This is a genomic window from Microbulbifer maximicatervae (SeqCode), assembly GCF_052467815.1.
Genome location: NZ_CP174326.1, coordinates 824593 through 849938, shown reverse-complemented (window position 1 = coordinate 849938; position 25346 = coordinate 824593). Strand labels below are relative to the sequence as shown.

The window sequence follows — 25346 nt, the reverse complement described above, 5'->3', positions numbered from 1 at the left end:
TAGATAGTTACCGACAGACAAATACATAATTTCTAATTTGCTCGGTAACTAATTATGAAAAAGCTGATTTTGCTTGCCGGAGCAGTAACGCTCGCCGTTGTAGGGGTTGATCACTACGATATTGATGTGCGCTCAAGTGTGGCCAAGGTGCGCCAGATGATAGAGCCGCTAAAAGATGATAGTGAATTAGTAAAGAATATTTCTGACAGCATACCCTGGTCCCAGCTGGAACATGGGGAAGTCGAAGAGTTATTAAATCATCCTCGGGTTCAGGCTTATCTGGACCGTGAGAATGTTAAGCAGGCGCTCAAGGACTACTTTGCAGACCTGGGCAATCTCTCTGGTGAAGAGGCCTGGGATGCAATTGAAAAAATAGAGCGGGAATCGCGTATTACAGGCTATGAAGCGCTTTCAATGAAGTTGGCCTGGCTGGAAAAAAATAGCCTTAACCAGGCAGAGTTCACCCAAAGAGCTGAAGAGCTATTTAATATTTATCGGGATAAAGCGCAAACGGTGATCAGGGATTACGACCCTCATGTCGAGGTTCCGGGCTTTTCCACCTATAAGGATCTTGAGCGCTCGATCGTTGAGGAAGTTCAGCAGATGACGTCCTTTCCCGATGGTATGAGTAGACATGAATACTTACGTAAACGCCTTCAGGACGCCCGTGAGGCGGTATATGGCAGTTAGGCTTTCTATCATTCAGCGCTGCCAGCTAGTTACCGGCAGCGCTGGGGGCATTTTAATTACATAAACAAGCCGATCAGATCATAGAACCAGTTACTATTGTCCTCATAATCTGAAACCTCATCGGTTTCGTATGCCCGAATCATTCCTCCACCGTTATGATTGACGATGTTGTCGAGGAAATCTTTTAATTCAAGCCCGTGCTCGGCAATCTCACCATAGTTTAAATCGATAATGGTTGTGCAGTGGCTCTCGTTCAAGTTGCGGAACATCGGGAAGTAATAGCCCCAGTTACTAGTTTGATCCAGCAGTGGAATCAAATTTTCATGGGTATCTTTCTGCCAGCGCTGTCGCAATTTATTTAAACGGGAGTCTGCATCGGGATCATTATAAATATCCTCATAAAATCTCTCGTAGGAGTAGGATGAAAAATTCCCGTCAGCAAGAAAGTGCGTAATACCCAATCGATCTGAGGGGAATTTATTGGAAAGCGCAGCATAAAGTGAGGCTAGCTGATTGGCTTCGAATCCCGGTGTTATGGCTTTTAACATAGTGATGGGGTTTTCCGAGCTTTCATCGCTATCGGCGGTATAGGTAGTCCAAGAGCGCAGCACTTCTTTATGTAGCGGTAATGAGGGATATTGGGTGCTGTCACTCCCGTCTAAAGGTGCCTGATAGAGAGGGCCTGAATCATCGAGGAGATAGCCATAATCGACATTCATATCCTCGCGCAATTTTGAATAATTAAACAGGGCACCAATACTGCCTGCACTACAACCCGCAGCGAGCATCTGCTTCGGTTTTTGCAAATTATTTTTCACCCAGGAAGTAACTGCCTGAACGTTGCGTAATCCATTGTGGTGCCAGATAAGGTCGGGGTTCTCGCCAGTAGTGTCCTCGTATATTTCAGTTTTATCGCCTACGTAGATATCCCCAGTGCAGTATGGCACGTAAACCATATTCCACTCGCCAGTTTTATACTGGTCGTAGGGATGATGTGTATAAATCAAAGGGGATACGCCAGCGGTAGTAAGATTCTCGAAATTTGTAAAATCTAACAAGTGCACATTGCTTAGGTAATCATCGGGAATGCCATTGGGGTTGCGAGCCCCGCGAATACCAGCTTGTCCTGAGCAGCTTTCATAGTCCCAGCATGCCCCACCACCCTCGAAATAGAAAATGGTGTTACTGGTATCTGGAACACGGTGAACAAAGAACTTATAGGGTGATCCATTCCCACACATGGCACCTGTACTGGTAGGTACATCAATTTTTTGCCAGGTGTTGTAGTCGCCAGGATCAAAATCATCATTAAAACTGGGATCATCCATAGTTAGTGGATACATCCCCTCAGCTTGCTGCGAGGTGACTGGCGCATCGGCATTGGGTGGATCAAACAAATGCTTTAGGGTAGTCCAGAAGTTGTAATCACCCGGTTCTGCATTTGCATGCGCTGTGATAAGTAGAGAACTCGCTAAGAGTATTGAAATAAAACCGCGGAGAATTTTTATCATTATTAATCCCCTTAAGGTATTGTGTGTTTTCTCTTTGGAATGTGCTTTGTTGATCCTGAAATAATTGTTTGGAGATTTATTTGCTCCCTATAGATAATCAACTTGCACGCTAGTCCAAATCGCTGTTTGGGTAAAACCCAATGAGGTTAGTTAATAATGATGTTTTGGTCTAGAAAGATATGAGGGGAAACTTGCCGGTCACAGAATTTCTGTAATGTTTTTTCTTTTTTTTGTCCAAAAATATTCCATTTAAATTGTTAATAAAATTATTTTGTCTATTTTGGCGTAATTTTTATTCTCTACTTTATGCTGTTATTTTTGAGCATTAAATAGTTCTGTATCTGATAATGTTTATGCTTGTATTAAAGGGATAGTGCCTCCCTGTGATTAAGATTCAGGCTCTGTTGGAGTTTTTTAATTAGGTCTTGTTTCTTTTTGAAAATTTCACGCGATTCTTCAATGCTTATTTCTTGAAATGTGATTTTGTTTTTTGGGGCTAGCTGACCCAGGCGATGAAGTTCCGATTTTATAATATGGCCTATTCGGGGGTACCCGCCAATAGTCTGTCCCTCAATAAAGGAAATAATAGGATTGGCATCGGGTGGTACTTGAATGCTGCCGGGATAGAGTCCTGCTGATGATAGTTGTGTCTTTCCGTTTGTAATTTTATGAATTGTAGAATTTTTTTTAGTGGATAGACGAATGCCCATACGATTGCTTTGGGTAGAAACCAGATGGGTTGAGCCGTAAAAGTGTTCAATAAATTTCTTGGAAAATAAATTGCTCTCTGGCCCAGCCACTAGCCGTAGCTTTGAATTATGTGAGTAGTGAAGGTGAAACCTTTTATTTAGTACAGATTCTTTTGCGGTGTGGACTTCTTTAAAGTGGATGACTTCGTTAGATGTGATCGGTTTGCCACTATTTGCACCAAATTTACTTATAACGTGAGTTGCAGAGCTACCTAAGATATTGGGTGCGTCTATCTTGGCAGAAATCGCAAGGTAGGTTCTTGCACCGGAAATAGCTTGAGCTATATCCAAAATATCACCAGGCTTAACCCTATAGGTGCGGAAATTATCAATTGACTCGTTATTTAAGGAACCTCTGAATTGGCCTCCGGCTATAGCGATAGTGAGATTGCAGTGGAATTCGATTCTAGGACCGAGCAGGGTGATCTCAAAGGTTGGGTGCCCTAACGGGTTTCCTAATAACAGGTTGGCTATTTTCATCGATAGTGGGTCGGCAGCACCTCCCCATGGAATTCCACAGTGCATCATGCCTGGACGACCCAGGTCCTGAATACTTGTCTGTAGCCCTGCTCGAAGAAAGTGAATACCCATAGACCCTCCTTTTTAGGGTGAACTACTTTTAGTACTCTGCGAGAGTATATGAAATTGCTGAGAATCTATTGCATAAAACTCAATTTCATCTAAAGGTGCAGCGATAAATGGGGAGGGTTCCGCAGGTTGAAAAAGACTAAGGGGTGTCTGGCCAATAATTTGCCATCCCCCCGGTGTAGCTTGTGGGTAGATGCCTGTTTGTTCTCCACCTATCCCGACAGCGCCTGCGGGAATTCTGGTTCGGGGAGTTTCTTTTCTGGGGCAATATAGCTTTGGGTCAAGTCCGCCAAGGTATAAGAAGCCTGGAGTAAAGCCCAACATATGCACTAAGTAACGTTGTGCGGTATGTCGTTTGATGATTTCCTGTGACGATAATTTGGTATGTTCTGATAATGCCTCAAGGTCTGGAGAAAAGCCTTCTTCGTAGCATACGGGAATACGCACTATACGTGGTCTACTGGTGAAGGGGGCAGGGTTGTTTAGAAAGTCCTCGGTAGTTTTAGTGAGTAATTGGTATAAGGTTTTGTGATCCCATAGGGAAGGATTGAAAATAACAGTTAAGCACTGGTATGCAGGAATGATATCAATGATACCTGGATGCACTTCATTTAATAGAGCCGCTCTCAAACCGATAATTGTCCGGCTAAGAGCTTTGCATGGTTTGCCGGAAAAGCGGATATCTACTGCACAATCTCCGTTAATGGTAATAGCTAGTGGTATATGGGGGGCAGGGTGTGTCACCGAGCTATACTCACGCCGTTTGCATTGAGATGTTGATTAAGTTGTCTGGCGATAATGGGCGCTTGGGGATTATCGCCGTGGAGGCAGATGGTATCCACAGAGAATTGTAATTTTTCACCATGATAATCGTTAAATTCTAAGCCCTTTGCCAAGCAGATAGCCTGCTCTAAGCACTGTTCTGTCTCAGCAATAACAGCGCCCGCCATTGAGCGTGGAGCTAGTTGGTTATTGCTGAGGTACTGCCTGTCCATAAATCCTTCGCGAATAAATGTTTTATTTTGTTTGGCAGCAGCGAACTGCATGGCAGCGTTGGCTAACCCAATAATTTTCAGTGAAGGATATTCTTTGTCGAGTAGGGTAATAATGCTTTTAGCGAGCTCCCTGTTTGACTCTATATCATTGTAGAGAGCGCCGTGTAGTTTAATATGGTCTAAAGTTGCTCCTAGGCTGCGTGCGATATTTTCTAGTTGGCCTACCTGTGTACAAAGAGAGTCAAGTAATTTATTTTGAGGGATAACTAGAGATTTTCGGCCAAAATTTTCCCAATCAGGATAGCTGGGGTGCGCGCCAATTTTTAAGTTGTTTTTTAGGGCATTTTCGATTGATCTACCCATGATCTCGGGCGTGCCAGCATGGCCGCCGCAAGCTATATTGCAGCGGGAAATAAACGGCATGATTTGGGCATCCTTGTCACAGCTGTGTAAATCAGCGCCTTCACCCAGATCGCAGTTGATATCAATGTTCACTGTGGCATCCTGCCTGTTTTAATTTTGAAATGACTTAAGCGCTTAGAACCTGCCTGGCAAGGCAGTTAATTGTCAGGGCACTGGTTTACTTCCATAGAGATTTTTTTTGAATTTGATTCATAGCAATTTCCCAGTGGAGAACAGAAGCAGGCGGAAATAGAAAGGTTCCACCTCTCTTTATCAACTTTTTTCCACAGTTCAGAAGTCGTAGCACCACGACTTAAAGAGTAGAAAGGATACTCCGATTGTGCGGGAATGATAACTTCGTTGATCTCTGATGAGATTTGAAACCCCTCATCAAGGGGAGGGTGATGATTTTTAAGGTTCCTATTATATTTACCCATCATCATTTCATACTCTTTCTGACAGCAGGCTTGTAAAAAAGCATGGGTACTTGAGTAATCTGTATTTTTATATTTGAAGCTAACGGACTTTAGGATGGCAGGTCCGGACCCGGCATTGTGGAAGTTAAAGGTAATTAGGTTCCGATTACTTTCCTCGTCATAGTTCTCATGGCTGAACTGAATAACCGGCATTGTCATTATTTTGACTTGTTGATTGGCAGCTCTGGCTTGCAAGTAGGTGGCGTAGAAGGATGCCAGAGAAATCATAATTGCACTTACCGCGATCACTAAATTTAAGCGGTCGCGATTGAATAACTTCATATCTTGTCGCACCTATCTAATAGTTATTTTCAAGTGAGTTGATAAGAAAGGATGCCGATTGATAGTTCAGCATCCTTTCTTGTTCAATCAGTTCAGCATGGTTTTTAGAAAACGTCCGGTATGGGAAATGTCCATTTCCGCAACATCCTCAGGTGTCCCTGTGGCAATAATTTGTCCGCCACCAGAGCCACCCTCCGGGCCTAGGTCTACAATCCAGTCTGCAGTTTTGATCACGTCCAGATTGTGTTCGATCACTACGATGGTATTGCCGTGATCGCGCAGGCGATGCAGAACATCCAGCAGTAATTGGATATCGGCAAAGTGCAGGCCGGTAGTCGGTTCGTCGAGGATGTACAGGGTTTGCCCAGTGTCTCGTTTGGATAGCTCGCGGGAGAGTTTTACCCGCTGGGCTTCACCGCCTGAGAGAGTGGTGGCAGCCTGGCCCAGCTTGATATATGAGAGGCCGACATCCATTAGGGTTTGCAACTTCTTCGCGATTGCGGGCACAGGGTCAAAGAATTCCCGTGCATCTTCCACGGTCATTTCCAATACTTCGTGGATATTCTTGCCCTTGTAGTGTACCTCCAGGGTCTCGCGGTTGTAGCGCTTGCCGTGACAGGTATCACAGGGTACATAGACATCCGGCAAAAAGTGCATTTCTACCTTAATCACCCCGTCGCCCTGGCAGGCTTCACAGCGCCCACCCTTGACGTTAAAGCTGAAGCGTCCAGGTTTATAGCCCCGTGAGCGGGCTTCCTGGGTGCCAGCAAACAAGTCGCGAATTGGGGTAAAAATACCGGTATAAGTTGCCGGGTTTGAGCGAGGAGTGCGCCCGATAGGACTCTGATCAATATCCACGCATTTGTCGAAGTGCTCCAGACCGTGTACTTCTTTATAGGGAGAGGCCTTAAGAGTTGTTGCTTTGTTAAGTGCAGTGGCGGCAAGAGGATAGAGTGTTGTATTAATCAGGGTGGACTTACCAGAGCCGGATACACCGGTTACACAGGTAAATAATCCTACTGGGATCTCCAGATCGACGTCCTGTAAATTATTTCCACTGGCCCCTTCGAGGCGCAACAAATAGTCCGAGTCGGGTACGTAGCGTTCTTCCGGTACGGCAATTTTCTTTTTGCCGGAGAGGTACTGACCGGTTAGGGATTTCTTGCATTTGGAAATTTTATCGGCGGTACCCGCTGCCACGACTTCTCCACCATGGACACCGGCACCGGGGCCAATATCGACGATAAAGTCGGCACTGCGAATGGCATCCTCATCGTGCTCCACCACAATAACCGTGTTGCCGATATCGCGCAGGTGGGTAAGGGTGTTGAGCAGGCGCTCGTTGTCCCGCTGGTGTAGGCCGATAGAGGGCTCGTCGAGAATATACATTACGCCCACGAGGCCGGCGCCGATCTGGCTGGCGAGGCGAATGCGCTGTGCTTCGCCGCCGGAGAGGGTTTCTGCACTGCGGTTTAGGGTCAGGTAATTCAGGCCGACATCGACGAGGAAGCGGAATCGATCGCGAAGCTCTTTGAGAATCTTATCGGCAATCTCTTTCTGGGCGCCTTTAAAAGCCAACTCGTGGTCGAAATACTCGAACGCATCGCCTACAGGCAGCTCAGTAATTTGCGCCAGGGTGCGGTTATCCACAAAGACATGACGGGCCTCGCGGCGCAGGCGGGTACCGTGGCACTCTGGGCACTTTTGTGTACTCAGATACTTGGCTAACTCCTCCCGTACCGATTGGGACTCGGTATCCCGATAGCGGCGTTGGAAGTTGGGGATAATGCCCTCGAAGGTGTGCTGGCGCACGGTGACATCGCCGCGATCATTGACGTAGCTGAAGTCTATCTCTTCGTCGCCACTGCCCTGCAGGATAACCTTGCGGTGGGCTTTGCGTAATTTTTTCCAGGGCTTATCCAGATCGAAACCGTAGTGCTCGGCGAGGGAGTCGAGCATGTGGTAATAGTAAATGTTGCGTCTGTCCCAACCGCGAATGGCGCCCTCGGAAATACTGCTTTCCGAATCGATAATTACCTTGTCTTCATCGAAGAACTGTTTGACGCCCAGGCCGTCACAGCTGGGGCAGGCACCGGCGGGGTTGTTGAAGGAGAACAGGCGCGGTTCCAGCTCATCCAGTGAGTAATCACAGACGGGGCAGGCGTGGCGGGCAGAGAAGAGGCGATCTTCCTGGTCTCCATCCATAAAACTGATGGAGGCGATACCGTCGGTGAGATTCAGGGCAGTTTCGAAGGACTCCGCCAAACGCAGTTGCAGGTCCTCACGCACCTTAAAGCGGTCTACCACCACCTCAATGGTGTGCTTGCGGCGCTTATCCAGCTTGGGGGTGTCGTCCAGGTCACAGATAACTCCGTCGATCCGTGCCCGCACAAATCCGTCCCGGCGCAATTGTTCAAATACGTGCTGGTGCTCACCCTTTCGATCGCGAACTACCGGCGCCAGCAACATAATCTTGCTGCCTTTCGGTAAAGCCAGTACCTGATCCACCATCTGGCTGATCGTCTGGGCTTGCAGGGGTTCGTCGTGCTCGGGGCAGCGGGGTTCTCCAACCCGGGCAAATAGCAGCCGCAGATAGTCATAGATCTCTGTGATGGTGCCCACAGTGGAGCGGGGGTTGTGTGAGGTGGACTTCTGCTCGATTGAAATAGCCGGTGATAGCCCCTCGACGGTATCCACATCCGGCTTTTCCATCATCGACAGGAATTGACGGGCGTAGGTGGATAGTGATTCCACGTAGCGGCGCTGCCCCTCTGCGTAGAGGGTGTCAAAGGCCAGGGAAGATTTGCCGGAACCGGACAGGCCGGTGATAACGATCAGTTTATCGCGGGGAATGTCCAGATCGATATTCTTCAGGTTGTGGGTGCGAGCACCCCTTACATAAATCGTGTCCACGCTCTACCTATATGCTGCTAATACTGGGCCGGGCCTCGGACTTGCTCCGCGCGGGGCGATCACAACTGCGGTGCCGGAAAAACAGTCAAGTATAAACTCGCCACCTGATGTGCGAAAATTGTCTTTCGCAATACCCGACATTCAGGCAGATAGCATTCGATGATTCCTGTGATTCTCTGTGGTGGCACTGGCTCGCGCCTGTGGCCACTCTCTCGCGAGGCCTACCCTAAACAGTTCCTACCCCTTATCGGTGGTGAAACGATGTTACAGGCAACCGTAAGGCGCCTGGAGGGCATTGAGCCATTACAGGCGCCGATCCTGGTATGCAACGAAGAGCATCGTTTTGCCGCCGCCGAGCAATTGCAGGAAATCGGCCACGGAGCCCAGTCCATTTTACTGGAGCCCTGCGCGCGCAATACTGCACCGGCTATTGCCCTGGCTGCCCTGGCAGCACTGGAGTCAGGAGCTGACCCTTTACTGCTGGTATTACCGGCAGACCACGCCGTTTCCGACGAGGCAAATTTTCAGGAGTCTGTAGAGTCGGCCCGAGCCCTGGCTGAGCAGGGGCATCTGGTCACCTTTGGTATTGTGCCGACCCGGGCGGAGACCGGCTACGGCTACATTCGGCGCGGGGATAAATTGGCGGAAACTGCTTGGAAAGTGGCGGAGTTCGTCGAAAAGCCGGACACTGAAACCGCTGAAGCTTACCTGGCCTCCGGGGATTACTCCTGGAACAGTGGCATGTTCCTGTTCCGCGCCTCCCGCTATCTGGAGGAGTTGGAGCGGTACCGTGCAGATATTCTCACAGCCTGCCGCAGTGCCTATAAGAGTGCCGCGAGGGATCTGGATTTTACCCGGGTGGATAGAGAGGCTTTTGCAGCCTGCGCAGATGAGTCTGTGGATTATGCAGTAATGGAGCCGACGGAATCCGCGGCAGTTGTACCTATGGATGCGGGTTGGAGCGATGTGGGCTCCTGGCAGGGGCTATGGGAGTTAGCAAAACGCGATGCCAATGACAATTTGCTTCAGGGTGATGTGTTGCTAGAAGACTCCCAGCGCTGCCTGGTGCGTGGTGAGAGCCGCTTGGTCAGCCTTCTCGGTGTATCCGACCTGGTTGTTGTCGATACTGACGATGCGCTTCTGATCGCTGACCGGCAACGGGTCCAGGAAGTCAAAAAACTGGTCAGTAACCTCAAGAGCACTGGCCGCAGTGAGGCCCAAAGGCACCGCAAGGTATATAGGCCCTGGGGCTACTACGACTCGATTGATGCGGGTCCACGCTTTCAAGTGAAGCGTATTGTGGTGAAGCCGGGCCAGCAGCTATCCCTGCAGATGCATCACCACCGCGCTGAACACTGGGTTGTGGTGCAGGGAACTGCGAAGGTTACCCGGGGTGAAGAAGAGGTCCTGATCACCGAGAACCAATCGACTTATATCCCCCTGGGGGTGGTCCACCGTTTGGAGAACCCCGGTACGATTCCCTTGGAGCTGATTGAGGTGCAATCCGGCAGTTATCTCGGAGAGGATGACATTGTCCGCCTCGATGATGAGTACGGTCGTAACTAGTTGTGGATAAAAGTTGTGCTGTTTCCCCTACAGCCGGGAGGCGGCTCACTGTACAATGCGCGCCCTATTTGATGCTGTTCCGGGATTTGCATGAATTCCATTGAGCGCCGCGCCCTGGGTGGGCTGGCTTCCCTGTATGTCTTTCGTATGCTGGGCCTGTTTATGGTCTTGCCGGTTCTCACTGTGTACGGCGAGGGCTATCGCGATAGCACGCCCATGCTGCTGGGGTTGGCAATGGGTGCCTATGGCCTGAGTCAGGCGATACTCCAAATTCCTCTGGGGCTCCTATCCGATCGCTGGGGGCGCAAGCCGGTTATTTATACCGGCCTTGCACTGTTTGCTCTGGGCAGTGTCATCGCTGCACTGACGGATTCGGTTTACGGCCTTATTGTGGGGCGGGTACTGCAGGGTTGTGGTGCCATTGCCGCGGCTGTGATGGCACTGGTCGCCGACTTAACCCGCGATGAAAAGCGCGGTATTGCGATGGCGATTATCGGAGCGTCTATTGGCGTCGCATTTATGCTGGCGGTGATCCTGGGGCCGGCGCTGGCCGGTGTGGGCGGCTTGCCGGCAATTTTCTCGGTCACTGCTGGATTAGCACTGCTGGGTGGATTATTGGTTTGGCGCTTGGTGCCGACTCCAGAGGCGGCTAGGCGGCCGGCCGTTTATGGCAGTGGTTTTCGTACGGTAGTTAAAAGCGGTCTTGTTTGGCGCTTGGTTTCTGGGGCCTTTTTCTCCCACTTGTTGCTCACGGCATTGTTTGTCGCCTTGCCATTGGTGCTAGTCGATAGATTGGATTGGCCGGCGAGCGAACACTGGAAACTGTATGGGCCGCTAATGCTCGGCACCTTCCTGGTGATGTTGCCAATGATGAGGGCGGCAGAGAAAAGTGATCGGGTGCCGTTCGCGCTTAATTTTGCTTGTTTAGCTTTGATCGGTGGCAGTGCGGCCTTGTTGTCTGCAAGCACCTGGGTGCTGGTAGTCTTACTGGCAGTGTTCTTCACCGGTTTCAACCTGCTTGAAGCCCTGTTGCCAGCGCAGCTAACCAGGAAGGCTCCGGCGGAAGCGAGGGGCGCAGCCACGGGGCTCTACGCGACTTTACAGTTCTTTGGCACCTTTGTCGGCGGTAGCCTGGGTGGCCTGCTGTTCGGTCTGGGGGGCGCTTCCGCAGTTGCTGCTCTGGGTTTGGCGGTGCTGCTGCTATGGATGTTGCTGTGGTGGGGTTTGCGCGAGAGAGCGTGAAGGTAGCGCTTACTAACACTGAGCCGCTATTGTATCCTACTGGATAAAAATACAACATTTACCGATGGTGCAATGCAGCACTGACGGTATTTCATAACACTTGATAGATTAATTGATTGTTTAAATAGTTTATTGCCCCGGGTGGAGCCCGGGTTGACGAGAGGAGAGGGCCATGGCCAGGGGTATTAATAAAGTAATTCTGATCGGTAATCTGGGGAATGACCCGGAAACCAAATATATGCCGAGTGGCGGTGCTGTTACCAACATCAGCCTGGCTACCAGTGAGAGCTGGAAAGACAAGCAGACTGGCCAGCAGCAGGAGCGCACTGAGTGGCATCGCGTAGTATTTTTTAACCGCCTGGCTGAGATCGCCGGTGAGTACCTGCGCAAGGGGGCCAAAGTTTATGTAGAGGGCTCTCTACGCACCCGTAAGTGGCAGGATAAGAATTCCGGCCAGGACCGCTACACCACTGAAATCGTTGCCAGCGAAATGCAGATGCTGGACGGTCGCGGTGAGCAGGGCGGCTTTGGTCAGGGTATGGGTGGCGCTGGAATGGGCGCAGCCGCAGGTGGCCAAATGGGTGGCGGCCAGCCGATGGGTGGTTCCAGCGGTTTTGACCAACAGGGCGGCGGTTTCCAGGGTGGCTACCAGCAGCAGGGCGGCCAGGAGGCATACGGGCAGGGGCGTACCGCCCCCTCACCGATGGCACCAGCTAACCAGCAGCCCCAGCAACAGCCGAACCAAGGTCCTGCCGGTGGTTTCGATAATAGCTTTGATGACGATATCCCGTTCTAAGAACTGGATTTACCAGTGTCTGAATTGAATACAGGTTATATGCCGGATACCGTCGCCATTATCACAGCTGGTAATGAGATTGATGGTGCGCTGCAAAAAAGACTGCAGCGCGCAGGCTTTCGCATACAGCAGTTGACCCCCGGGGAAATCGATCAATTGAGACCAGGCTCAATTGTGATTAATGCCTCCGCCTGTGCCGACAATCGAGGCATGCCGGAGTCACTGCTGGTGAGCAAGCGGCTTTGTGCTGCACCCTGTGAACATATTATTCACCTCTCATCCTACCAAGTTTTTTCTGGCGGTGAGCGCCGCCGCTATGACGAAGATGAGCCCGCAGAACCACAGTCCTCAAGTGGACGCGAATGGCTGGCCTGCGAAGATGCCTTTAATGGGCTGCAAAACCTGACGATTTTGCGTTTTGGCTGGATGGTGGATAGTGGTCAGGATGCCTTGTTAGGGCGTATTTTACGTAGCTTTGCATCTGGGGAGTCTTTGGTTCTGGATGGAAGGAATAACGGCAACCCGGTGACGGTAGTGGATATGGCGCGTGTAGCAGTGGCAGTTGCCCAACAGCTTGCTAGTGGTGCCAAAGCCGGAGGCGTCTACCATTACGGCAGTTCTGATAGCTGTACTGCGATGGAGTTCGCGTTGGAAGTTGTTGAGCGTGCTCAGGCATTTTACGATGAAGAACGTTTAGCCGAGCTAGCTTCACTTGGAGGTGAGACTGAAAAGGGAGATCGCAGCATAGAGCTTTCATGTGGCAAATTGCGAGATGTTTTTGGTATTCAGCAACGCAGCTGGCGGCAGGGGCTGACGCGTCAAGTTGAACTGTGGCTGGAGCGCTTGCATGTGGAACCAGAGTGATTTGGTTCCTATTATGCAGAAGGAATATAAAAAGGGCGCCTTGAGGCGCCCTTTTTATTTCGATTAGGTTTTATCGAAAATCAGGCAGGCATTGGTTCCGCCAAAACCAAAGCTATTGGACATAGCTCGTCTGACTTCTGTCTCTCGGAGCTCGCTGACTAGGTCCATGCCCTCAGCCGCAGGGTCGAGATTCTCTACGTTAGCTGATGCCGCAATAAAGTCATTCTGCATCATCAGTAGGCTGTAGATAGCTTCCTGAACCCCTGCAGCTCCCAGGGAGTGGCCCGTAAGTGATTTGGTAGAGGCAAATGCTGGAACCTTATCCCCAAATACTTCACGCATGGCTTTCAATTCGGCGATATCGCCCACGGGAGTAGAGGTGCCGTGAGTGTTGATATAATCTACGCTACCCTGCAGACCTTTGCCATCCATACCGGCCAGAGCCTGCTGCATGCAGCGGGCGGCGCCTTCACCGCTTGGGGCAACCATATCGTAACCGTCGGAAGTGGCGCCGTAACCGGTCAGCTCCGCATAGATAGTCGCACCGCGCGCCAGCGCGTGTTCCATTTCTTCTAGAACGAGGCAGCCACCACCGCCAGCGATCACAAAACCATCGCGATCGGCATCGTAGGGGCGAGAAGCGTGAGTTGGGTTATCGTTGTACTTGCTGGAAAGAGCGCCCATAGCATCAAACAGGTGGGTGAGGCTCCAAGCAAGCTCTTCACCACCACCGGCGAAGATGACATCCTGTTTGCCCATCTGGATTAACTCGGCACCATGGCCAATACAGTGGGCACTGGTAGCGCAGGCTGAGGAAATGCTGTAGTTCACCCCTTTGATTTTGAAGGGAGTCGCTAGACATGCGGATACGGTGCTGCCCATTACCTGGGGGACGCGGTAGGCGCCAACACGACGTACGCCTTTCTCCTTCAGAGTATGAGCGGCATCAATAATCTGCTGGGTGGATGTGCCCCCCGACCCCATGACGAGACCAGTGCGTGGGTTGGACACCTGGGCCTCTTCAAGGCCAGACATATCAATGGCTTCGCGCATTGCAATGTAGGCGTAGGCAGCTGAGTCGCCCATAAAGCGTAGTTGCTTGCGATCGATATGTTCTTTGAAATCGATGTCCACAGACCCAGCTACATGGCTGCGCAGACCGAGCTCCTTGTACTCTTCTTGAAAGCGGATGCCGCTTCGGCCAGTTTTTAGTGACTCGGTGACTTCTTTTGTGTTGGTACCGATACAGGAGGTGATACCCATTCCGGTAATGACGACCCGACGCATAGTGATCTCCAGCATAGCTTCTCGGTAGAGGGTTGTGGCTTCCACCGGTATTAGTCTTAAACGAGTTTAAAAGTTGTCCGTACGGGTAAATAAGCCTACGCGAAGATCCTTTGCGGTGTAAATTTCCCTTCCATCCACAGAGACACTGCCGTCGCCAATACCCATAACGAGCCTGCGCTCAACAATCCGACTCATTTGGATATGGTAAGTTACCTTCTTGCTGGTGGGGAGGATTTGGCCTGTAAATTTAACTTCCCCACAGCCCAGAGCACGACCGCGGCCGGGGTTGCCTTTCCAGGCCAGGAAATAGCCCAGTAGCTGCCACATGGCATCCAGTCCCAGGCACCCAGGCATTACGGGATCGCCGGGAAAGTGACAGTCGAAAAACCATAGGTCGGGGTGAATGTCGAGTTCAGCGATCAGCTCTCCTTTTCCGAATGCGCCCCCTTCTTTAGATATATGAGTGATGCGGTCGAGCATCAACATATTGGGAGCTGGCAACTGGGCATTGCCTGGGCCGAACATCTCGCCGCGGGAGCAAGCCAGAAGCTCCTCTCTGGTATACTCACTTTTTTGTACAAAATTACTCATCATTTCCCCGTTAGTGGGTGGTTATGCAATTGAGATTGGACACTTTTGCAAGAGCGGGCATTCTAAGGGCTGTGTGTCGCTTGTCCAGTCGGTCAAGGCGCTTTTTGTGACTGGCGCGAGAATTGTTTTCACAAATACTGCTTTTTAAGCATATTAATTCCCTAACATATTCGTATAGTTTTGGGCTTTATCCTCGGGGAATTCACATTTTGGGCCAAGTCTAACGTTATCGTATGTAAGTGCTCGCGTCACGACGCTATGATACGTTGCCTGCCCTGCGCGGGGTGCGCTGTTTTTAATTGATTGGGGGAGCAGAATGCTCAAGAAATGCCTATTTCCTGTTGCCGGTTACGGTACTCGTTTTCTTCCTGCCACTAAGGCTATGCCGAAAGAAATGTTACCGCTGGTGAATAAGCCTCTGGTCCAGTACGGTGTTGAGGAGGCTATAGAGGCAGGGCTGACCGAGATTGGGTTTGTTACAGGTCGAGGCAAGCGTGCCATTGAGGATCACTTTGATACCAACTTTGAGCTGGAGCACCAGATTGCTGGTACCGGTAAAGAACGTTATTTGGATTCAGTCCGTAAAGTGATCGATAGGGCGAGCTTTTCTTATACCCGTCAGGGGGAAATGAGAGGTTTGGGTGATGCCATTTTACAAGGGCATCGCCTAGTTGGTGACGAACCGTTTGCAGTTGTGCTAGCGGATGACCTGTGCCTGAATGAAGACATGGGAGTTTTGGGGCAAATGGTCCAGCTGTATAAGCAGTTCCGCTGCAGTATTGTTGCTGTGGAAGAGGTGCCGAAGGACCAGATCCATAAATTCGGTGTGATCGGTGGTAATGAGATTAAACCTGGTTTGTACCAGGTCACCGATATGGTGGAGAAGCCTGCAGCGGAAGATGCCCCCAGTAATATGGCGATTATTGGTCGTTATATCCTGACACCGGATATCTTTGATCTGATCCGTGATACCCCTCCAGGCAAAAATGGTGAGGTTCAAATTACCGATGCGCTGATGGCGCAAGCACAGCAGGGCTGTGTATTAGCTTATGCTTTTAAGGGCCGCCGCTACGATTGTGGTTCGGTTGAGGGCTTTATAGACGCTACCAATCACGTTTATGAAAATGTGTATTTGCCAGAGCAGGCTGCTGAGGAGAAAAGCAAGTGAGTGAGCTGACTTGCTTTAAGGCTTATGACCTTCGCGGCCGTGTTCCCGATGAACTTAACACCGATGTTGCTTATCGAGTGGGGCGTGCTTTTGCTCAGTTTCTGAGTGCTCGTCGAGTAGTTGTTGGACATGATATACGGCTTACCAGTGGCGAGCTGACTGATGCGCTAGTGAATGGATTGCGAGATGCCGGTGCCGATGTTTTCCATATCGGCGAGTGCGGTACAGAAGAGGTCTACTTTGCCAATTTCCACGGGGATTTTGACGGCGGTATTTGTGTTACTGCCAGTCACAATCCTATGGACTACAACGGCATGAAGTTTGTACGTGCAGGCAGTAGTCCAATCAGTGGTGATACCGGTCTACTGGATATCAAGCGTTTGGCAGAAGAAAACAACTTTGCCCCGGTTGAGCAAAGAGGCACTTTGCAGCGCTTTGAACACCGCGCTGATTTTGTGCAGCACTTATTGGGGTATATCGATAATACTGCATTGAAACCATTAAAATTGGTGGTTAATGCAGGTAATGGTGGTGCGGGGGCGGTTGTTGATGCGCTGGCTCCACACTTGCCATTTGAGTTTGTGCGAGTTCACCATGAACCCAACGGCAACTTTCCCAACGGTATTCCCAACCCAATTTTGCCAGAAAACCGCAATTCTACTGCCGAGGCAGTGCGGGCAAGCAGCGCTGATTTTGGTATAGCCTGGGATGGTGATTTTGATCGCTGCTTCTTCTTCGATGAAAGTGGTGATTTTATTGAAGGTTACTATGTTGTTGGCTTGCTGGCAGAAGCTTTCCTGGCAAAAAACAGCGGTGCCAAAGTTGTTCATGATCCACGCTTGCTCTGGAATACCGAGGATATTGTCCGCACTGCTGGAGGAGAGCCGGTGCAGAGTAAAACCGGCCATGCCTTTATCAAGGAGCGTATGCGCAAGGAAGACGCCATTTATGGTGGTGAAATGAGCGCGCACCATTACTTCCGCGATTTTGCCTACTGCGATAGCGGCATGATCCCATGGTTATTGGTCGCTGAGTTGGTAAGTCGCAGTGGTAAATCGCTGTCACAGCTTGTTGGTGAACGCATGGCTGCTTTCCCTTGTTCGGGAGAAATCAATTCCAAGGTTCAGGATGCTGCAGCACTATTAAAGGCGGCAGAAGAAAAGTATGGACCTGCAGCTGACAGCGTCGAGCATGTGGATGGCTTGAGTATCGCTTACCCTGAGTGGCGTTTTAATTTGCGTATGTCAAATACTGAGCCGGTTGTTCGCCTGAATGTTGAATCCCGGGGAGATGAGGTGTTAATGAGGGAGAAAACAGAGGAGCTGCTTAAGCTTATCGGTTAATACTCGTTTTTTAATATTAAAAAGCCCCGCAACTGCGGGGCTTTTTGGTTTGGGGGTACTAAAAGTTATTTATCTAGTTTTATGGGAGAAATTATAAGAGTCGGGTGACAGCTTGGATGGGGCCTTTGGGAGTTTTTAAGTGTTGAGCGTAGATTTGCCACTGGTTCTTAACCCGCACGCCTATTACAGAGGCGTAGTCTGAGTAGGTGTGATGGTGGGGTTTTAAGGTTGAGCGCCCCAGGGATTTTGTAACGTTACCCAAAAACCTGAACTTTCCCCGATTGATAATCGCATTGTGCGTAGCCTTGCCATTAAGTCCCTGTTTTTTTCTGGGGCGAATATGAGCAACGGCTGGCATATTCGCATTGCGACCGCCAATGCAGAAACAACAGTCACTGAGCTGCCCGGTAATCATAATGTCGGCACCGCTGCGCATTTGGTAGGGCTCAAGGCGATCTAAGCCAAGCTCTTCATCCCAGTCAATCATACGGATATGGTGAACCTTGACTGTTTGAGGGTCGTCGATAAAGACCCCTTGGCGGTGGAAAGCAAATAATTCATTGGGACTGTCGACACCGGATGCGCCCATGCCCATGGTATAGGTCCCGAATTGAAAATCCATGACACCGGTATCTTTTGTACCGGTAATTCTCACTAGGTTATTTTCTAAGAATAATTCTGGGTAATTTCTTAGCTGATAAAGTGCAGTAGAGCTTTTCATATCCTGGTCTCTCTATACCAATTACATTTCTGTTTGTTATTTTGATGCCCTGTAAAGTTGGTGCTGGCGTTTAAAATAACAAGAAGAACAATCGTACCTAATATCGGGGGGAGAATGGAAAATAGATGCGAATAAAGCTTGGATCCTGGTCAGGATTGTTGGCAGTTCGAGGAGGTAGGAGTTGTGCTGCCTTTTATCGTGCTAAAAATAACAGCGCTGCCCGAGTTGGTGAGATAGCCCAGGCAGCGTTTATTTTCAGACGTTTCTTTCGATAGCAAAACTCGCCAATTGCTGCAGGGCGGTTTTTTGTTCGCTCTTGGGCATAAAGGCCAATTGCTTTTTGGCGTCTTCTACAGCGGCCCGGGCACGATCCATGGTGTAGTCCAGAGCACCGCAGGCTTCAATGGCCTCTACTATTTCACTGAGCTTTTCCGCACTGCGCTGTTCAATTGCAGTTTTTACCAGCAGTGCCTGGTCCTTGCTGCCGTTGGCCATGGTGTAGATCAAGGGCAGGGTCGGCTTGCCCTCCGCCAGGTCATCCCCAACATTTTTACCCAGTTCTTCCGAATTACCGCGATAATCGAGAGCGTCATCAACCAGCTGGAAGGCGAGTCCCAGGTGTCGGCCGTAGAGTTTTAGTGCAGTTTGTTCTTCACTTGAGCAGTTGGCTAATACGGCCGCAGTTTCACAGGCGGCTTCAAACAGTGCGCCGGTCTTTTTGTGGATAACGGTGAAGTAATTCTCTTCGCTTACTGCGGGATCGCCGGCGTTGACCAGCTGCTGCACTTCACCCTCTGCGATGGTGTTGGTGGTCTCTGAGAGTATTGCCATGATGCTCATGTCTTCCAGAGCAACCATCATTTGGAAGGCGCGGGAATAGAGGAAATCTCCCACGAGTACGCTGGGCGCATTGCCCCACTTGGCATTGGCGGTAAGGCGGCCGCGGCGCATGTCAGAGGTATCTACAACATCGTCGTGCAGTAAGGTAGCAGTGTGAATAAACTCGATAATTGTGGCGAGATCGATATGGTCCTCACCCTGATAGCCGCAAGCTTTGGCACAAAGTAGTACCAGTAGTGGGCGCAGGCGCTTGCCCCCGGCTTCGACCAGGTAGTGACCTATATTTTCCACCAGGGGAACGTCCGAGTGCAGTTGATCGAGAATGTGCTGGTTAACCGCAGCAAAGTCTTCGGCGGCGACCCGGTGAAAAGGCAGCATGTGAGAGTTCCTTATACGACTAGACAGAGGCCTCCCGGGGGCCGGAAGGCGAAGGGGCGCTATTGTATCAACCCGGCGAATTGATTAGAATCTGCGCCCCGCCAATTGGGGGCTCTTTGCGGCTATTGGGTCGTCTACGGGCCTTTTGGCGAATAGATGTTAAACACACGGCGCAAGCTCCCGAAATGCGGAGCAGTGACTTATTGGTCCTCCCGCTGCTTCGTGTCGTCCTTATCGGAGCATAGAAATATGTACGCTGTTTTTGAGAGCGGTGGCAAGCAACACCGTGTAGAAGAAGGCGAAGTACTTCGCCTGGAGAAGCTGGAAGTAGCAACTGGCGAATCCATTGATTTTGATAAAGTGTTCATGGTTGTCGATGGCGACAAGATCAGCATTGGCGCTCCTATTGTAGATGGCGCTAAAGTAACTGCTGAAGTGGTAAGCCACGGCCGCGGCGAGAAGGTGAAAATCATCAAGTTCCGTCGTCGTAAGCACTCCATGAAGCGCCAGGGCCACCGTCAGTGGTACACCGAAGTTAAAATCACTGGCATCAAGGCATAAGAGAGGAGTAACGACTCATGGCACATAAGAAAGCTGGCGGTAGTACGCGAAATGGTCGCGATTCCGAGAGTAAACGCCTGGGCGTGAAGCGCTTTGGCGGCCAGTCTGTAGCAGCAGGCAACATCATCGTTCGTCAGCGTGGCACCAAGTTCCACGCCGGTGTTAACGTTGGTATGGGCAAAGACCACACCCTGTTCGCCACTGCGGACGGCGTTGTGAAGTTTGAAGTTAAGGGCCCCAACAACCGCAAGTTCGTTTCTATCGAAACTGCTTAAGCGGTCATTAGCCCAAGCTTCATAAAAAGCCCCGCTATTGCGGGGCTTTTTTGTTGGAAAAGTCGCAAAAAGACCGCGACGGGAAGTTAGGGTGGCAGTTGCCCACAGGAGGCGGCTTGTCGGCTGGTATGATGATAGTGCGCGCATCTGCGCACCGGATGAGACAACCGCTGTGGCGGTGGAGTGATTATGAAGTTTGTCGATGAGGCGCCCATCTCTGTGCAGGCAGGTAAGGGCGGCAATGGCTGCCTGAGCTTTCGCCGGGAAAAATTTGTTGAGAAGGGTGGCCCGGATGGCGGTGACGGCGGCGATGGCGGCTCCGTGTACCTGGAAGCTGATGATTCCCTGAACACCCTGGTGGATTATCGCTACCAGCCCCGCTACGCCGCTGAAAGTGGTCAGCCGGGTCGAGGGCGCAACTGCACTGGCGCCAAGGGTGAGGACCTGGTCCTTAAGGTGCCGGTGGGCACCACGATCATTGATGCGGATACCGGCGAGACTATCGGCGATATGACCGAAGCCGGTGAGCGTCAGCTGGTGGCCCAGGGTGGCTTCCACGGCCTGGGTAATACCCGATTCAAGTCCAGTACTAACCGTGCGCCGCGTCAGACCACACACGGCACTGAGGGTGAGATGCGCAGTCTCAAGCTCGAGCTGAAGGTTCTGGCAGATGTGGGCATGTTAGGGCTGCCCAATGCGGGCAAATCCACGTTTATTCGCGCCGTCTCTGCAGCCAAACCGAAAGTGGCCAACTACCCCTTTACTACCCTGGTACCAAATTTGGGGGTGGTGCAGGTTCAGAAGCATCGCAGCTTTGTGATTGCAGATATTCCCGGCCTGATTGAAGGTGCAGCCGAAGGGGCGGGCCTGGGGATTCGCTTCCTCAAGCACTTAACTCGCTGTCGAGTTTTGTTGCACCTGGTTGACCTGGCTCCCTTCGATGGCTCTGATCCGGTAGAGAATGCCCGAGCCATTGAGCACGAGCTGTCCACCTTTAGCCCTACCCTGGCCGGGCGCGAACGCTGGTTGGTATTGAATAAGACGGACTTGGTTCCCGCTGCTGAGCTGGAAGAGCGCTGCCAGGCGGTAGTGGATGCCCTGGGTTGGGAAGGACCTGTGTTTCGTGTGGCAGCTATTCGCAAGGAGGGTACTGATGCCCTCGGTGGTCGCTTGATGGACTACCTGGAAGAGCGCCAGGAAATCGAAGAGCGAGATCCCGACTTGGCTGTGGCGGAGCTGGAAGCGCAGCGTCAAATGCAGCGCGAAGCTCGCGAGCGTATCGAAGAGTTGAGAGAGAGTCATCGCGCCAAGCGCAAAGCGGCCAAGGGGCAGGTGGATGACGATGAGGATTGGGATGATGACGACGACCACGATGTGGATGTCGAGTATCGCTCTTAAATGGCATGGAGCGAGCTGAGTTAGTTTGGCTCGCTCAATAGTTATCTTGTCCTGAGGGGGAAACATGGACTCCGCAACAGTGTCCCGGCAGGCGTTGACCAAGGCCCAGCGGTGGGTGGTAAAAATTGGTAGCGCCCTTCTGACAGATAATGGTCGAGGTGTGAATACCGCTGCCATTTCTGCTTGGGTTGCGCAGATGGCTGATTTGCGCCGTCGAGGGATCGAAGTTGTTCTGGTTTCATCCGGTGCTGTTGCGGCCGGAATTGACCGGTTGGGCTGGTGTCGCCGGCCCGAGTCTATCCACCAGTTACAGGCGGCCGCTGCTGTGGGGCAGAGCCACCTTGTGCAGGTCTATGAGCAGGCTTTTAGCCGTTTTGATATTCGCAGCGCTCAGATCCTGTTGGATCACGATGACCTTTCCAATCGCACTCGCTACCTGAATGCTCGCAGCACCTTGCGCACGCTCCTGTCACTGGGGGCTGTGCCTATCGTGAATGAAAATGACACGGTAGTGACTGACGAAATACGTTTCGGCGATAACGATACCCTGGCGGCCCTGGTTGCAAATCTGGTTGAGGCAGATGCGCTGCTGATTTTGACCGATGCGGATGGGCTGTTTACTGAAGATCCCCGCGATAACCCCGAAGCAGAATTAATTAGTGAGGCATCTGCGCTTGATCCCAGGCTGCTCGAGATGGCGGGGGATTCCCGCAGCGGTCTGGGTCGTGGTGGTATGACCACCAAGGTGCGCGCAGCGCAGTTGGCAGCGCGCTCAGGAGCTCGCACAGTGATCGCTGGCGGGGCCTTGGAGGCGGTGATAGATAAAGTCTGTGCCGGCGAGCAGCTGGGTACTCTGTTGCTGCCAGAGGCAGATCCCCTGGCGGCGCGTAAGCGCTGGCTCGCTGGACAGTTACAGGTGCGCGGAACCCTGTTAGTGGATGCCGGTGCCGAGGCAGCTATGACTGGGAGTGGTAGCAGTTTGTTGCCGGTGGGGGTTACCGCTGTTGAGGGGCATTTCAGGCGCGGAGATCTGGTGTCTTGCAGGAATGCTGAAGGTCGCGAGATAGCGCGGGGCCTGGTCAATTATGACAGTAGTGAGAGTGGTCGGATTCTGGGGCAGTCATCGGAGAAGTTTGCCGACCTTTTAGGGTATCGGGATGACGATGAATTAATTCATCGCGATAACCTGATCCTGCTCTGAATTGGCAAGTTTCGAATACAAAAAAGCCCCGCGATGCGGGGCTTTTTTGTGTCTGCTGCCTAGGGGATTAGGCGGCCAGAGCTTTGATCTGAGCGTTCAGACGGCTCTTATGACGAGCGGCTTTATTCTTGTGAATAATGCCTTTGTCTGCCATACGGTCAATAACGGGAACTGCTTCTGCGTACGCAGTTTTTGCTTTTTCCGCATCGCCGGCATCGATGGCCGCAACTACCTTCTTGATGTAGGTGCGCACCATGGAGCGCAGACTGGCGTTGTGCATGCGGCGCTTGTCGTTCTGGCGCGCGCGTTTCTTCGCTTGAGGTGAGTTGGCCACCGGTTGCTCCTGTCTGGAATCTATAAATCTGTAACTAACAGGCCCTGGGGCCCGATCGGGACGCGACATTATCCCCACAGTTGGTTGTTTGTCAACCATAGCGGGCGTCTCGGTGCAGATATGTTGTCAATCCGCAACGGCGGTTACCCGGTCGGCAACTCCAGGCTGAACTCTACACCGCTGCCGTCGCTGCGGTTTCGGGCTTTTAAGGAGCCACCGTGGAAGTCTGCGATCAGTTTGGCGATATGCAGTCCTAGCCCCAGGTGGCCGGCATTATCGCCCTGGTTGCGCACAGAAACGAGAGAGTCGAACAGCTTGTGAGCGTAACCTTCCGGGAGCAGTGGGCCGTCATTGCCCACTGTGATCAAGTAGGTATCTCTGTTTGTTGCCACTGACAGGCAAATTTCACTGCCTTCGGGAGCGAAGCTACATGCGTTATCCACCAGCTTGTCCAGCAGTTGAGCCAATAACTCCGGTGCGCCGTGGCAGGCTAGCTCCCCAGTGGGTTTGTTTAGAGTAAATCGGTGTTCGCTGTGAGCATCGCCATAGCACTGTGTCATGACTTCAAGCAGGTCTGCCAGGTCGAAAGGCTCCCGCTCCGCTTGGTGGATGCTGGTTTCAAGATTGCTGGCTGCGGAGAGACTGTTGAGAATCCCCGACAGCCTTGCACTGCCATCCATAGCCCGCCCTGCATAGCGGCGGCTGTGGTCGTCGAGTTCTCCGGCGGAGAGGTTATCCAGGGATGAGCGAACCACTGCCAGCGGTGTGCGTAGCTCGTGTGACAACTTGCTGGCGAGAGTGCGCAGGTACTGGTGATATTGGTCCAGCTCTGCGAGCAGGCTGGCGAAGGCCCGGTTTAGGTCTCCCAGTTCATCGCCAGCCTTTGAATGGGGAAAGTTGCCGCGCAGTTTGCCGCTGGAATCTACTGCGTTGCGGGCGGCCTGGTGTAGCTTGCGCACGCGCCAGGAAAGCCAGCTGGCGTAGCCCAAAAGGAAGAGCAGGGCAGTTGCGGCCGCGGCGCAGCTGATCAACCACAACCGGTGGGCTGCTCCCTCGGTGACTGATTGCATCGCTTCGCCAGATTGCAGGACGAGGACCTGCCCCAGAAGTGGCCGTTCAACCACTTCGTCGACCCGGGTGATAACGGGCACACTCACCGCACCAATTCGGGATTGCAGCTGCCCTGAAAACCATTGCTCCTGGGTGCCACGGCTGTCAGGCGTCGGAAGAGGCAAGCTATTTTCCGGCAGCTGTGGCAAATCCCCCTTGGAAAGCAATTTGCGATAAGCCCAGTCTGTCAGCCACGAATCGCTCTCGGAATCTGTAAGGTGTAGTTGTCCGTTGCTGGCAAGAAGAAACCCCTCGCTGTCCACTACTGCGAGGCGTAGTCCAGGGCGCGCAAAGTGGTCGAGCTCTTTCTGAAGGTCTGGCAGAGGGCTCACCAGGCGTCCTGGGTGACCATCTGCCGGAAGTGTGCTGGCGCTGCGAGTCGGTGAGGAGCCACTGCTGTTTGCCCTGTCGTGAATGCGGATAGCGAGGGCTCCACCGGTTAGGGTTTGTGGCAGAGCCAGCTCCAATTGGTAACCGGCACCAGAAGTAGTCCATCGGCCCCTGAAACGCAGCTCGCGCTCATAGCGGCCCTCTCTCGGGTTGTGCCACAAGGCGCTGGCGGCCCCCTGGCTGGCGACGGGCAGGATGTAGTGCCGGTCAGCGGTAAATAGCTCTACAGTGTCGCCTCCAGCGATTAGGCCTGTGCGGGGGTCCCGGTAGGCGGGGGTTGAGTCTGAAACAGTGAGAAGCAGGTAGATTTGCTTATCCAGTTGCCCCAGCGTCACCTGGGCCATAGGGGATAGCTGTCCGTCCTCAAGGGTTCTGGGCTCAAGTTGCTGCGCTCGCCACTCATCGCCATAGCCGTCGACTCTCGGAGCTTGAGATAGGGGATTCAGGTAGAGCTGAGCGCCTGGTGGGCGCGATAGGCGCTGAGGGTCCGGGGCGATAAGCTGGGGGGCACTGGCCAAGCGCGCGGCAATTGCCGCCGCAGTTGCTTCAATTGCCTGGATCTGGCCTTGTGCTAGGGCGGCGTCCACCTGGCGGAGGTACTGGCAGCCGGCCCAGGGCAGGGTGAGTGCGACAAGGCTGACGAGCAAGAGTTGGCGGCGTAGGTTCATACTTAAA

Annotated in this window: 23 protein-coding genes; 11 read left to right on the top strand and 12 right to left on the bottom strand. The window is 52.0% G+C overall.

Going from position 1 to position 25346, the window contains the following annotated elements:
• Positions 1 to 54 precede the first annotated feature (54 nt).
• Positions 55 to 690, top strand: a complete 636-nt coding sequence (locus ACJJIW_RS03580) for a hypothetical protein (protein ID WP_444892718.1) — start codon at positions 55 to 57, stop codon at positions 688 to 690.
• Positions 691 to 746: 56 nt separating this feature from the next.
• On the opposite strand, the gene ACJJIW_RS03575 is transcribed toward ACJJIW_RS03580, so the two are convergent.
• The 6 genes from ACJJIW_RS03575 to uvrA form a co-directional block, all read right to left on the bottom strand.
• The gene (locus tag ACJJIW_RS03575; RefSeq protein ID WP_413664286.1) at positions 747 to 2201 is read right to left on the bottom strand and encodes a pectin acetylesterase-family hydrolase; all 1455 of its coding nucleotides are present in this window, start codon (positions 2199 to 2201) and stop codon (positions 747 to 749) included.
• 362 nt (positions 2202 to 2563) lie between these two features.
• Positions 2564 to 3541, bottom strand: a complete 978-nt coding sequence (locus ACJJIW_RS03570) for a 5-oxoprolinase subunit C family protein (protein ID WP_444936715.1) — start codon at positions 3539 to 3541, stop codon at positions 2564 to 2566.
• 12 nt (positions 3542 to 3553) lie between these two features.
• Positions 3554 to 4282, bottom strand: a complete 729-nt coding sequence (gene pxpB, locus ACJJIW_RS03565; RefSeq protein ID WP_282934382.1) for a 5-oxoprolinase subunit PxpB — start codon at positions 4280 to 4282, stop codon at positions 3554 to 3556.
• Positions 4279 to 5028, bottom strand: coding sequence for a 5-oxoprolinase subunit PxpA (gene pxpA / locus ACJJIW_RS03560; protein WP_444936714.1), 750 nt, complete (start codon positions 5026 to 5028; stop codon positions 4279 to 4281). The genes pxpB and pxpA overlap by 4 nt, the downstream gene beginning before the upstream one ends.
• A 65-nt stretch (positions 5029 to 5093) precedes the next feature.
• Positions 5094 to 5693, bottom strand: a complete 600-nt coding sequence (locus ACJJIW_RS03555; RefSeq protein WP_444892721.1) for a hypothetical protein — start codon at positions 5691 to 5693, stop codon at positions 5094 to 5096.
• 87 nt (positions 5694 to 5780) lie between these two features.
• Positions 5781 to 8606: an excinuclease ABC subunit UvrA gene (uvrA, locus tag ACJJIW_RS03550; RefSeq protein WP_444936713.1), complete on the bottom strand. Its 2826-nt coding sequence runs from the start codon at positions 8604 to 8606 to the stop codon at positions 5781 to 5783.
• Positions 8607 to 8765: 159 nt separating this feature from the next.
• On the opposite strand from uvrA, the gene ACJJIW_RS03545 reads away from it, so the two are divergent.
• From ACJJIW_RS03545 to ACJJIW_RS03530, 4 genes are all read left to right on the top strand, one after another.
• The gene (locus ACJJIW_RS03545) at positions 8766 to 10172 is read left to right on the top strand and encodes a mannose-1-phosphate guanylyltransferase/mannose-6-phosphate isomerase (protein WP_282934378.1); all 1407 of its coding nucleotides are present in this window, start codon (positions 8766 to 8768) and stop codon (positions 10170 to 10172) included.
• Between the two features lie 90 nt (positions 10173 to 10262).
• Positions 10263 to 11414, top strand: coding sequence for an MFS transporter (locus ACJJIW_RS03540; RefSeq protein WP_444936712.1), 1152 nt, complete (start codon positions 10263 to 10265; stop codon positions 11412 to 11414).
• Between the two features lie 172 nt (positions 11415 to 11586).
• Positions 11587 to 12210: a single-stranded DNA-binding protein gene (ssb, locus tag ACJJIW_RS03535; RefSeq protein WP_282934376.1), complete on the top strand. Its 624-nt coding sequence runs from the start codon at positions 11587 to 11589 to the stop codon at positions 12208 to 12210.
• A gap of 15 nt (positions 12211 to 12225) precedes the next feature.
• Positions 12226 to 13074, top strand: a complete 849-nt coding sequence (locus tag ACJJIW_RS03530; protein ID WP_444892724.1) for a sugar nucleotide-binding protein — start codon at positions 12226 to 12228, stop codon at positions 13072 to 13074.
• Between the two features lie 63 nt (positions 13075 to 13137).
• Here the strand turns inward: ACJJIW_RS03530 and fabB are convergent, their stop codons facing one another.
• Together fabB and fabA are read right to left on the bottom strand one after the other, a co-directional pair.
• Positions 13138 to 14361 carry a beta-ketoacyl-ACP synthase I gene (gene fabB / locus ACJJIW_RS03525; protein ID WP_444937346.1) on the bottom strand — a complete coding sequence of 408 codons (1224 nt, stop codon included), beginning with the start codon at positions 14359 to 14361 and terminating at the stop codon, positions 13138 to 13140.
• Between the two features lie 66 nt (positions 14362 to 14427).
• Positions 14428 to 14952: a 3-hydroxyacyl-[acyl-carrier-protein] dehydratase FabA gene (gene fabA / locus ACJJIW_RS03520; RefSeq protein ID WP_282934589.1), complete on the bottom strand. Its 525-nt coding sequence runs from the start codon at positions 14950 to 14952 to the stop codon at positions 14428 to 14430.
• Positions 14953 to 15268: 316 nt separating this feature from the next.
• Between fabA and galU the strand changes: the two genes are divergently transcribed.
• Positions 15269 to 16120 carry a UTP--glucose-1-phosphate uridylyltransferase GalU gene (galU, locus tag ACJJIW_RS03515; RefSeq protein WP_282934374.1) on the top strand — a complete coding sequence of 284 codons (852 nt, stop codon included), beginning with the start codon at positions 15269 to 15271 and terminating at the stop codon, positions 16118 to 16120.
• The gene (locus ACJJIW_RS03510) at positions 16117 to 17463 is read left to right on the top strand and encodes a phosphohexomutase domain-containing protein (protein WP_444892725.1); all 1347 of its coding nucleotides are present in this window, start codon (positions 16117 to 16119) and stop codon (positions 17461 to 17463) included. The genes galU and ACJJIW_RS03510 overlap by 4 nt, the downstream gene beginning before the upstream one ends.
• 91 nt (positions 17464 to 17554) lie before the next feature.
• Here ACJJIW_RS03510 and ACJJIW_RS03505 read toward each other — a convergent pair whose 3' ends face one another.
• Complete coding sequence (locus tag ACJJIW_RS03505; protein WP_444892726.1) at positions 17555 to 18184, bottom strand: hypothetical protein; 630 nt, start codon at positions 18182 to 18184, stop codon at positions 17555 to 17557.
• A gap of 255 nt (positions 18185 to 18439) precedes the next feature.
• A complete protein-coding gene (gene ispB, locus ACJJIW_RS03500) occupies positions 18440 to 19402 on the bottom strand; it encodes an octaprenyl diphosphate synthase (RefSeq protein ID WP_444936711.1) in 963 nt (320 codons plus the stop codon).
• A 249-nt stretch (positions 19403 to 19651) separates the two neighbouring features.
• Between ispB and rplU the strand changes: the two genes are divergently transcribed.
• From rplU to proB, 4 genes are all read left to right on the top strand, one after another.
• A complete protein-coding gene (gene rplU / locus ACJJIW_RS03495; protein ID WP_444936710.1) occupies positions 19652 to 19963 on the top strand; it encodes a 50S ribosomal protein L21 in 312 nt (103 codons plus the stop codon).
• 17 nt (positions 19964 to 19980) lie between these two features.
• Positions 19981 to 20238, top strand: a complete 258-nt coding sequence (gene rpmA / locus ACJJIW_RS03490; protein ID WP_073277572.1) for a 50S ribosomal protein L27 — start codon at positions 19981 to 19983, stop codon at positions 20236 to 20238.
• 189 nt (positions 20239 to 20427) lie between these two features.
• Positions 20428 to 21636 carry an Obg family GTPase CgtA gene (gene cgtA, locus ACJJIW_RS03485; protein ID WP_444912069.1) on the top strand — a complete coding sequence of 403 codons (1209 nt, stop codon included), beginning with the start codon at positions 20428 to 20430 and terminating at the stop codon, positions 21634 to 21636.
• A 64-nt stretch (positions 21637 to 21700) separates the two neighbouring features.
• On the top strand, positions 21701 to 22837 hold the full coding sequence (gene proB / locus ACJJIW_RS03480; protein WP_444936709.1) for a glutamate 5-kinase: 1137 nt from the start codon (positions 21701 to 21703) through the stop codon (positions 22835 to 22837).
• Between the two features lie 67 nt (positions 22838 to 22904).
• Here the strand turns inward: proB and rpsT are convergent, their stop codons facing one another.
• The gene (gene rpsT, locus ACJJIW_RS03475) at positions 22905 to 23171 is read right to left on the bottom strand and encodes a 30S ribosomal protein S20 (RefSeq protein WP_108731693.1); all 267 of its coding nucleotides are present in this window, start codon (positions 23169 to 23171) and stop codon (positions 22905 to 22907) included.
• Positions 23172 to 23314: 143 nt separating this feature from the next.
• Positions 23315 to 25339, bottom strand: a complete 2025-nt coding sequence (locus ACJJIW_RS03470; RefSeq protein ID WP_444936708.1) for an ATP-binding protein — start codon at positions 25337 to 25339, stop codon at positions 23315 to 23317.
• Between the last annotated feature and the right edge of the window lie 7 nt (positions 25340 to 25346).

Bases quoted from the DNA above. Each gene is read 5' to 3' on its own strand.
- ACJJIW_RS03555 (WP_444892721.1), bottom strand. From the start codon at position 5,693: ATGAAGTTATTCAATCGCGACCGCTTAAATTTAGTGATCGCGGTAAGT.
- ACJJIW_RS03580 (WP_444892718.1), top strand. From the start codon at position 55: ATGAAAAAGCTGATTTTGCTTGCCGGAGCAGTAACGCTCGCCGTTGTA.
- ACJJIW_RS03575 (WP_413664286.1), bottom strand. From the start codon at position 2,201: ATGATAAAAATTCTCCGCGGTTTTATTTCAATACTCTTAGCGAGTTCT.
- ACJJIW_RS03470 (WP_444936708.1), bottom strand. From the start codon at position 25,339: ATGAACCTACGCCGCCAACTCTTGCTCGTCAGCCTTGTCGCACTCACC.
- ssb (WP_282934376.1), top strand. From the start codon at position 11,587: ATGGCCAGGGGTATTAATAAAGTAATTCTGATCGGTAATCTGGGGAAT.
- ACJJIW_RS03540 (WP_444936712.1), top strand. From the start codon at position 10,263: ATGAATTCCATTGAGCGCCGCGCCCTGGGTGGGCTGGCTTCCCTGTAT.
- fabB (WP_444937346.1), bottom strand. From the start codon at position 14,361: ATGCGTCGGGTCGTCATTACCGGAATGGGTATCACCTCCTGTATCGGT.
- ispB (WP_444936711.1), bottom strand. From the start codon at position 19,402: ATGCTGCCTTTTCACCGGGTCGCCGCCGAAGACTTTGCTGCGGTTAAC.
- ACJJIW_RS03505 (WP_444892726.1), bottom strand. From the start codon at position 18,184: ATGAAAAGCTCTACTGCACTTTATCAGCTAAGAAATTACCCAGAATTA.
- galU (WP_282934374.1), top strand. From the start codon at position 15,269: ATGCTCAAGAAATGCCTATTTCCTGTTGCCGGTTACGGTACTCGTTTT.
- fabA (WP_282934589.1), bottom strand. From the start codon at position 14,952: ATGAGTAATTTTGTACAAAAAAGTGAGTATACCAGAGAGGAGCTTCTG.
- ACJJIW_RS03545 (WP_282934378.1), top strand. From the start codon at position 8,766: ATGATTCCTGTGATTCTCTGTGGTGGCACTGGCTCGCGCCTGTGGCCA.
- cgtA (WP_444912069.1), top strand. From the start codon at position 20,428: ATGAAGTTTGTCGATGAGGCGCCCATCTCTGTGCAGGCAGGTAAGGGC.
- rplU (WP_444936710.1), top strand. From the start codon at position 19,652: ATGTACGCTGTTTTTGAGAGCGGTGGCAAGCAACACCGTGTAGAAGAA.
- proB (WP_444936709.1), top strand. From the start codon at position 21,701: ATGGACTCCGCAACAGTGTCCCGGCAGGCGTTGACCAAGGCCCAGCGG.
- ACJJIW_RS03570 (WP_444936715.1), bottom strand. From the start codon at position 3,541: ATGGGTATTCACTTTCTTCGAGCAGGGCTACAGACAAGTATTCAGGAC.
- rpmA (WP_073277572.1), top strand. From the start codon at position 19,981: ATGGCACATAAGAAAGCTGGCGGTAGTACGCGAAATGGTCGCGATTCC.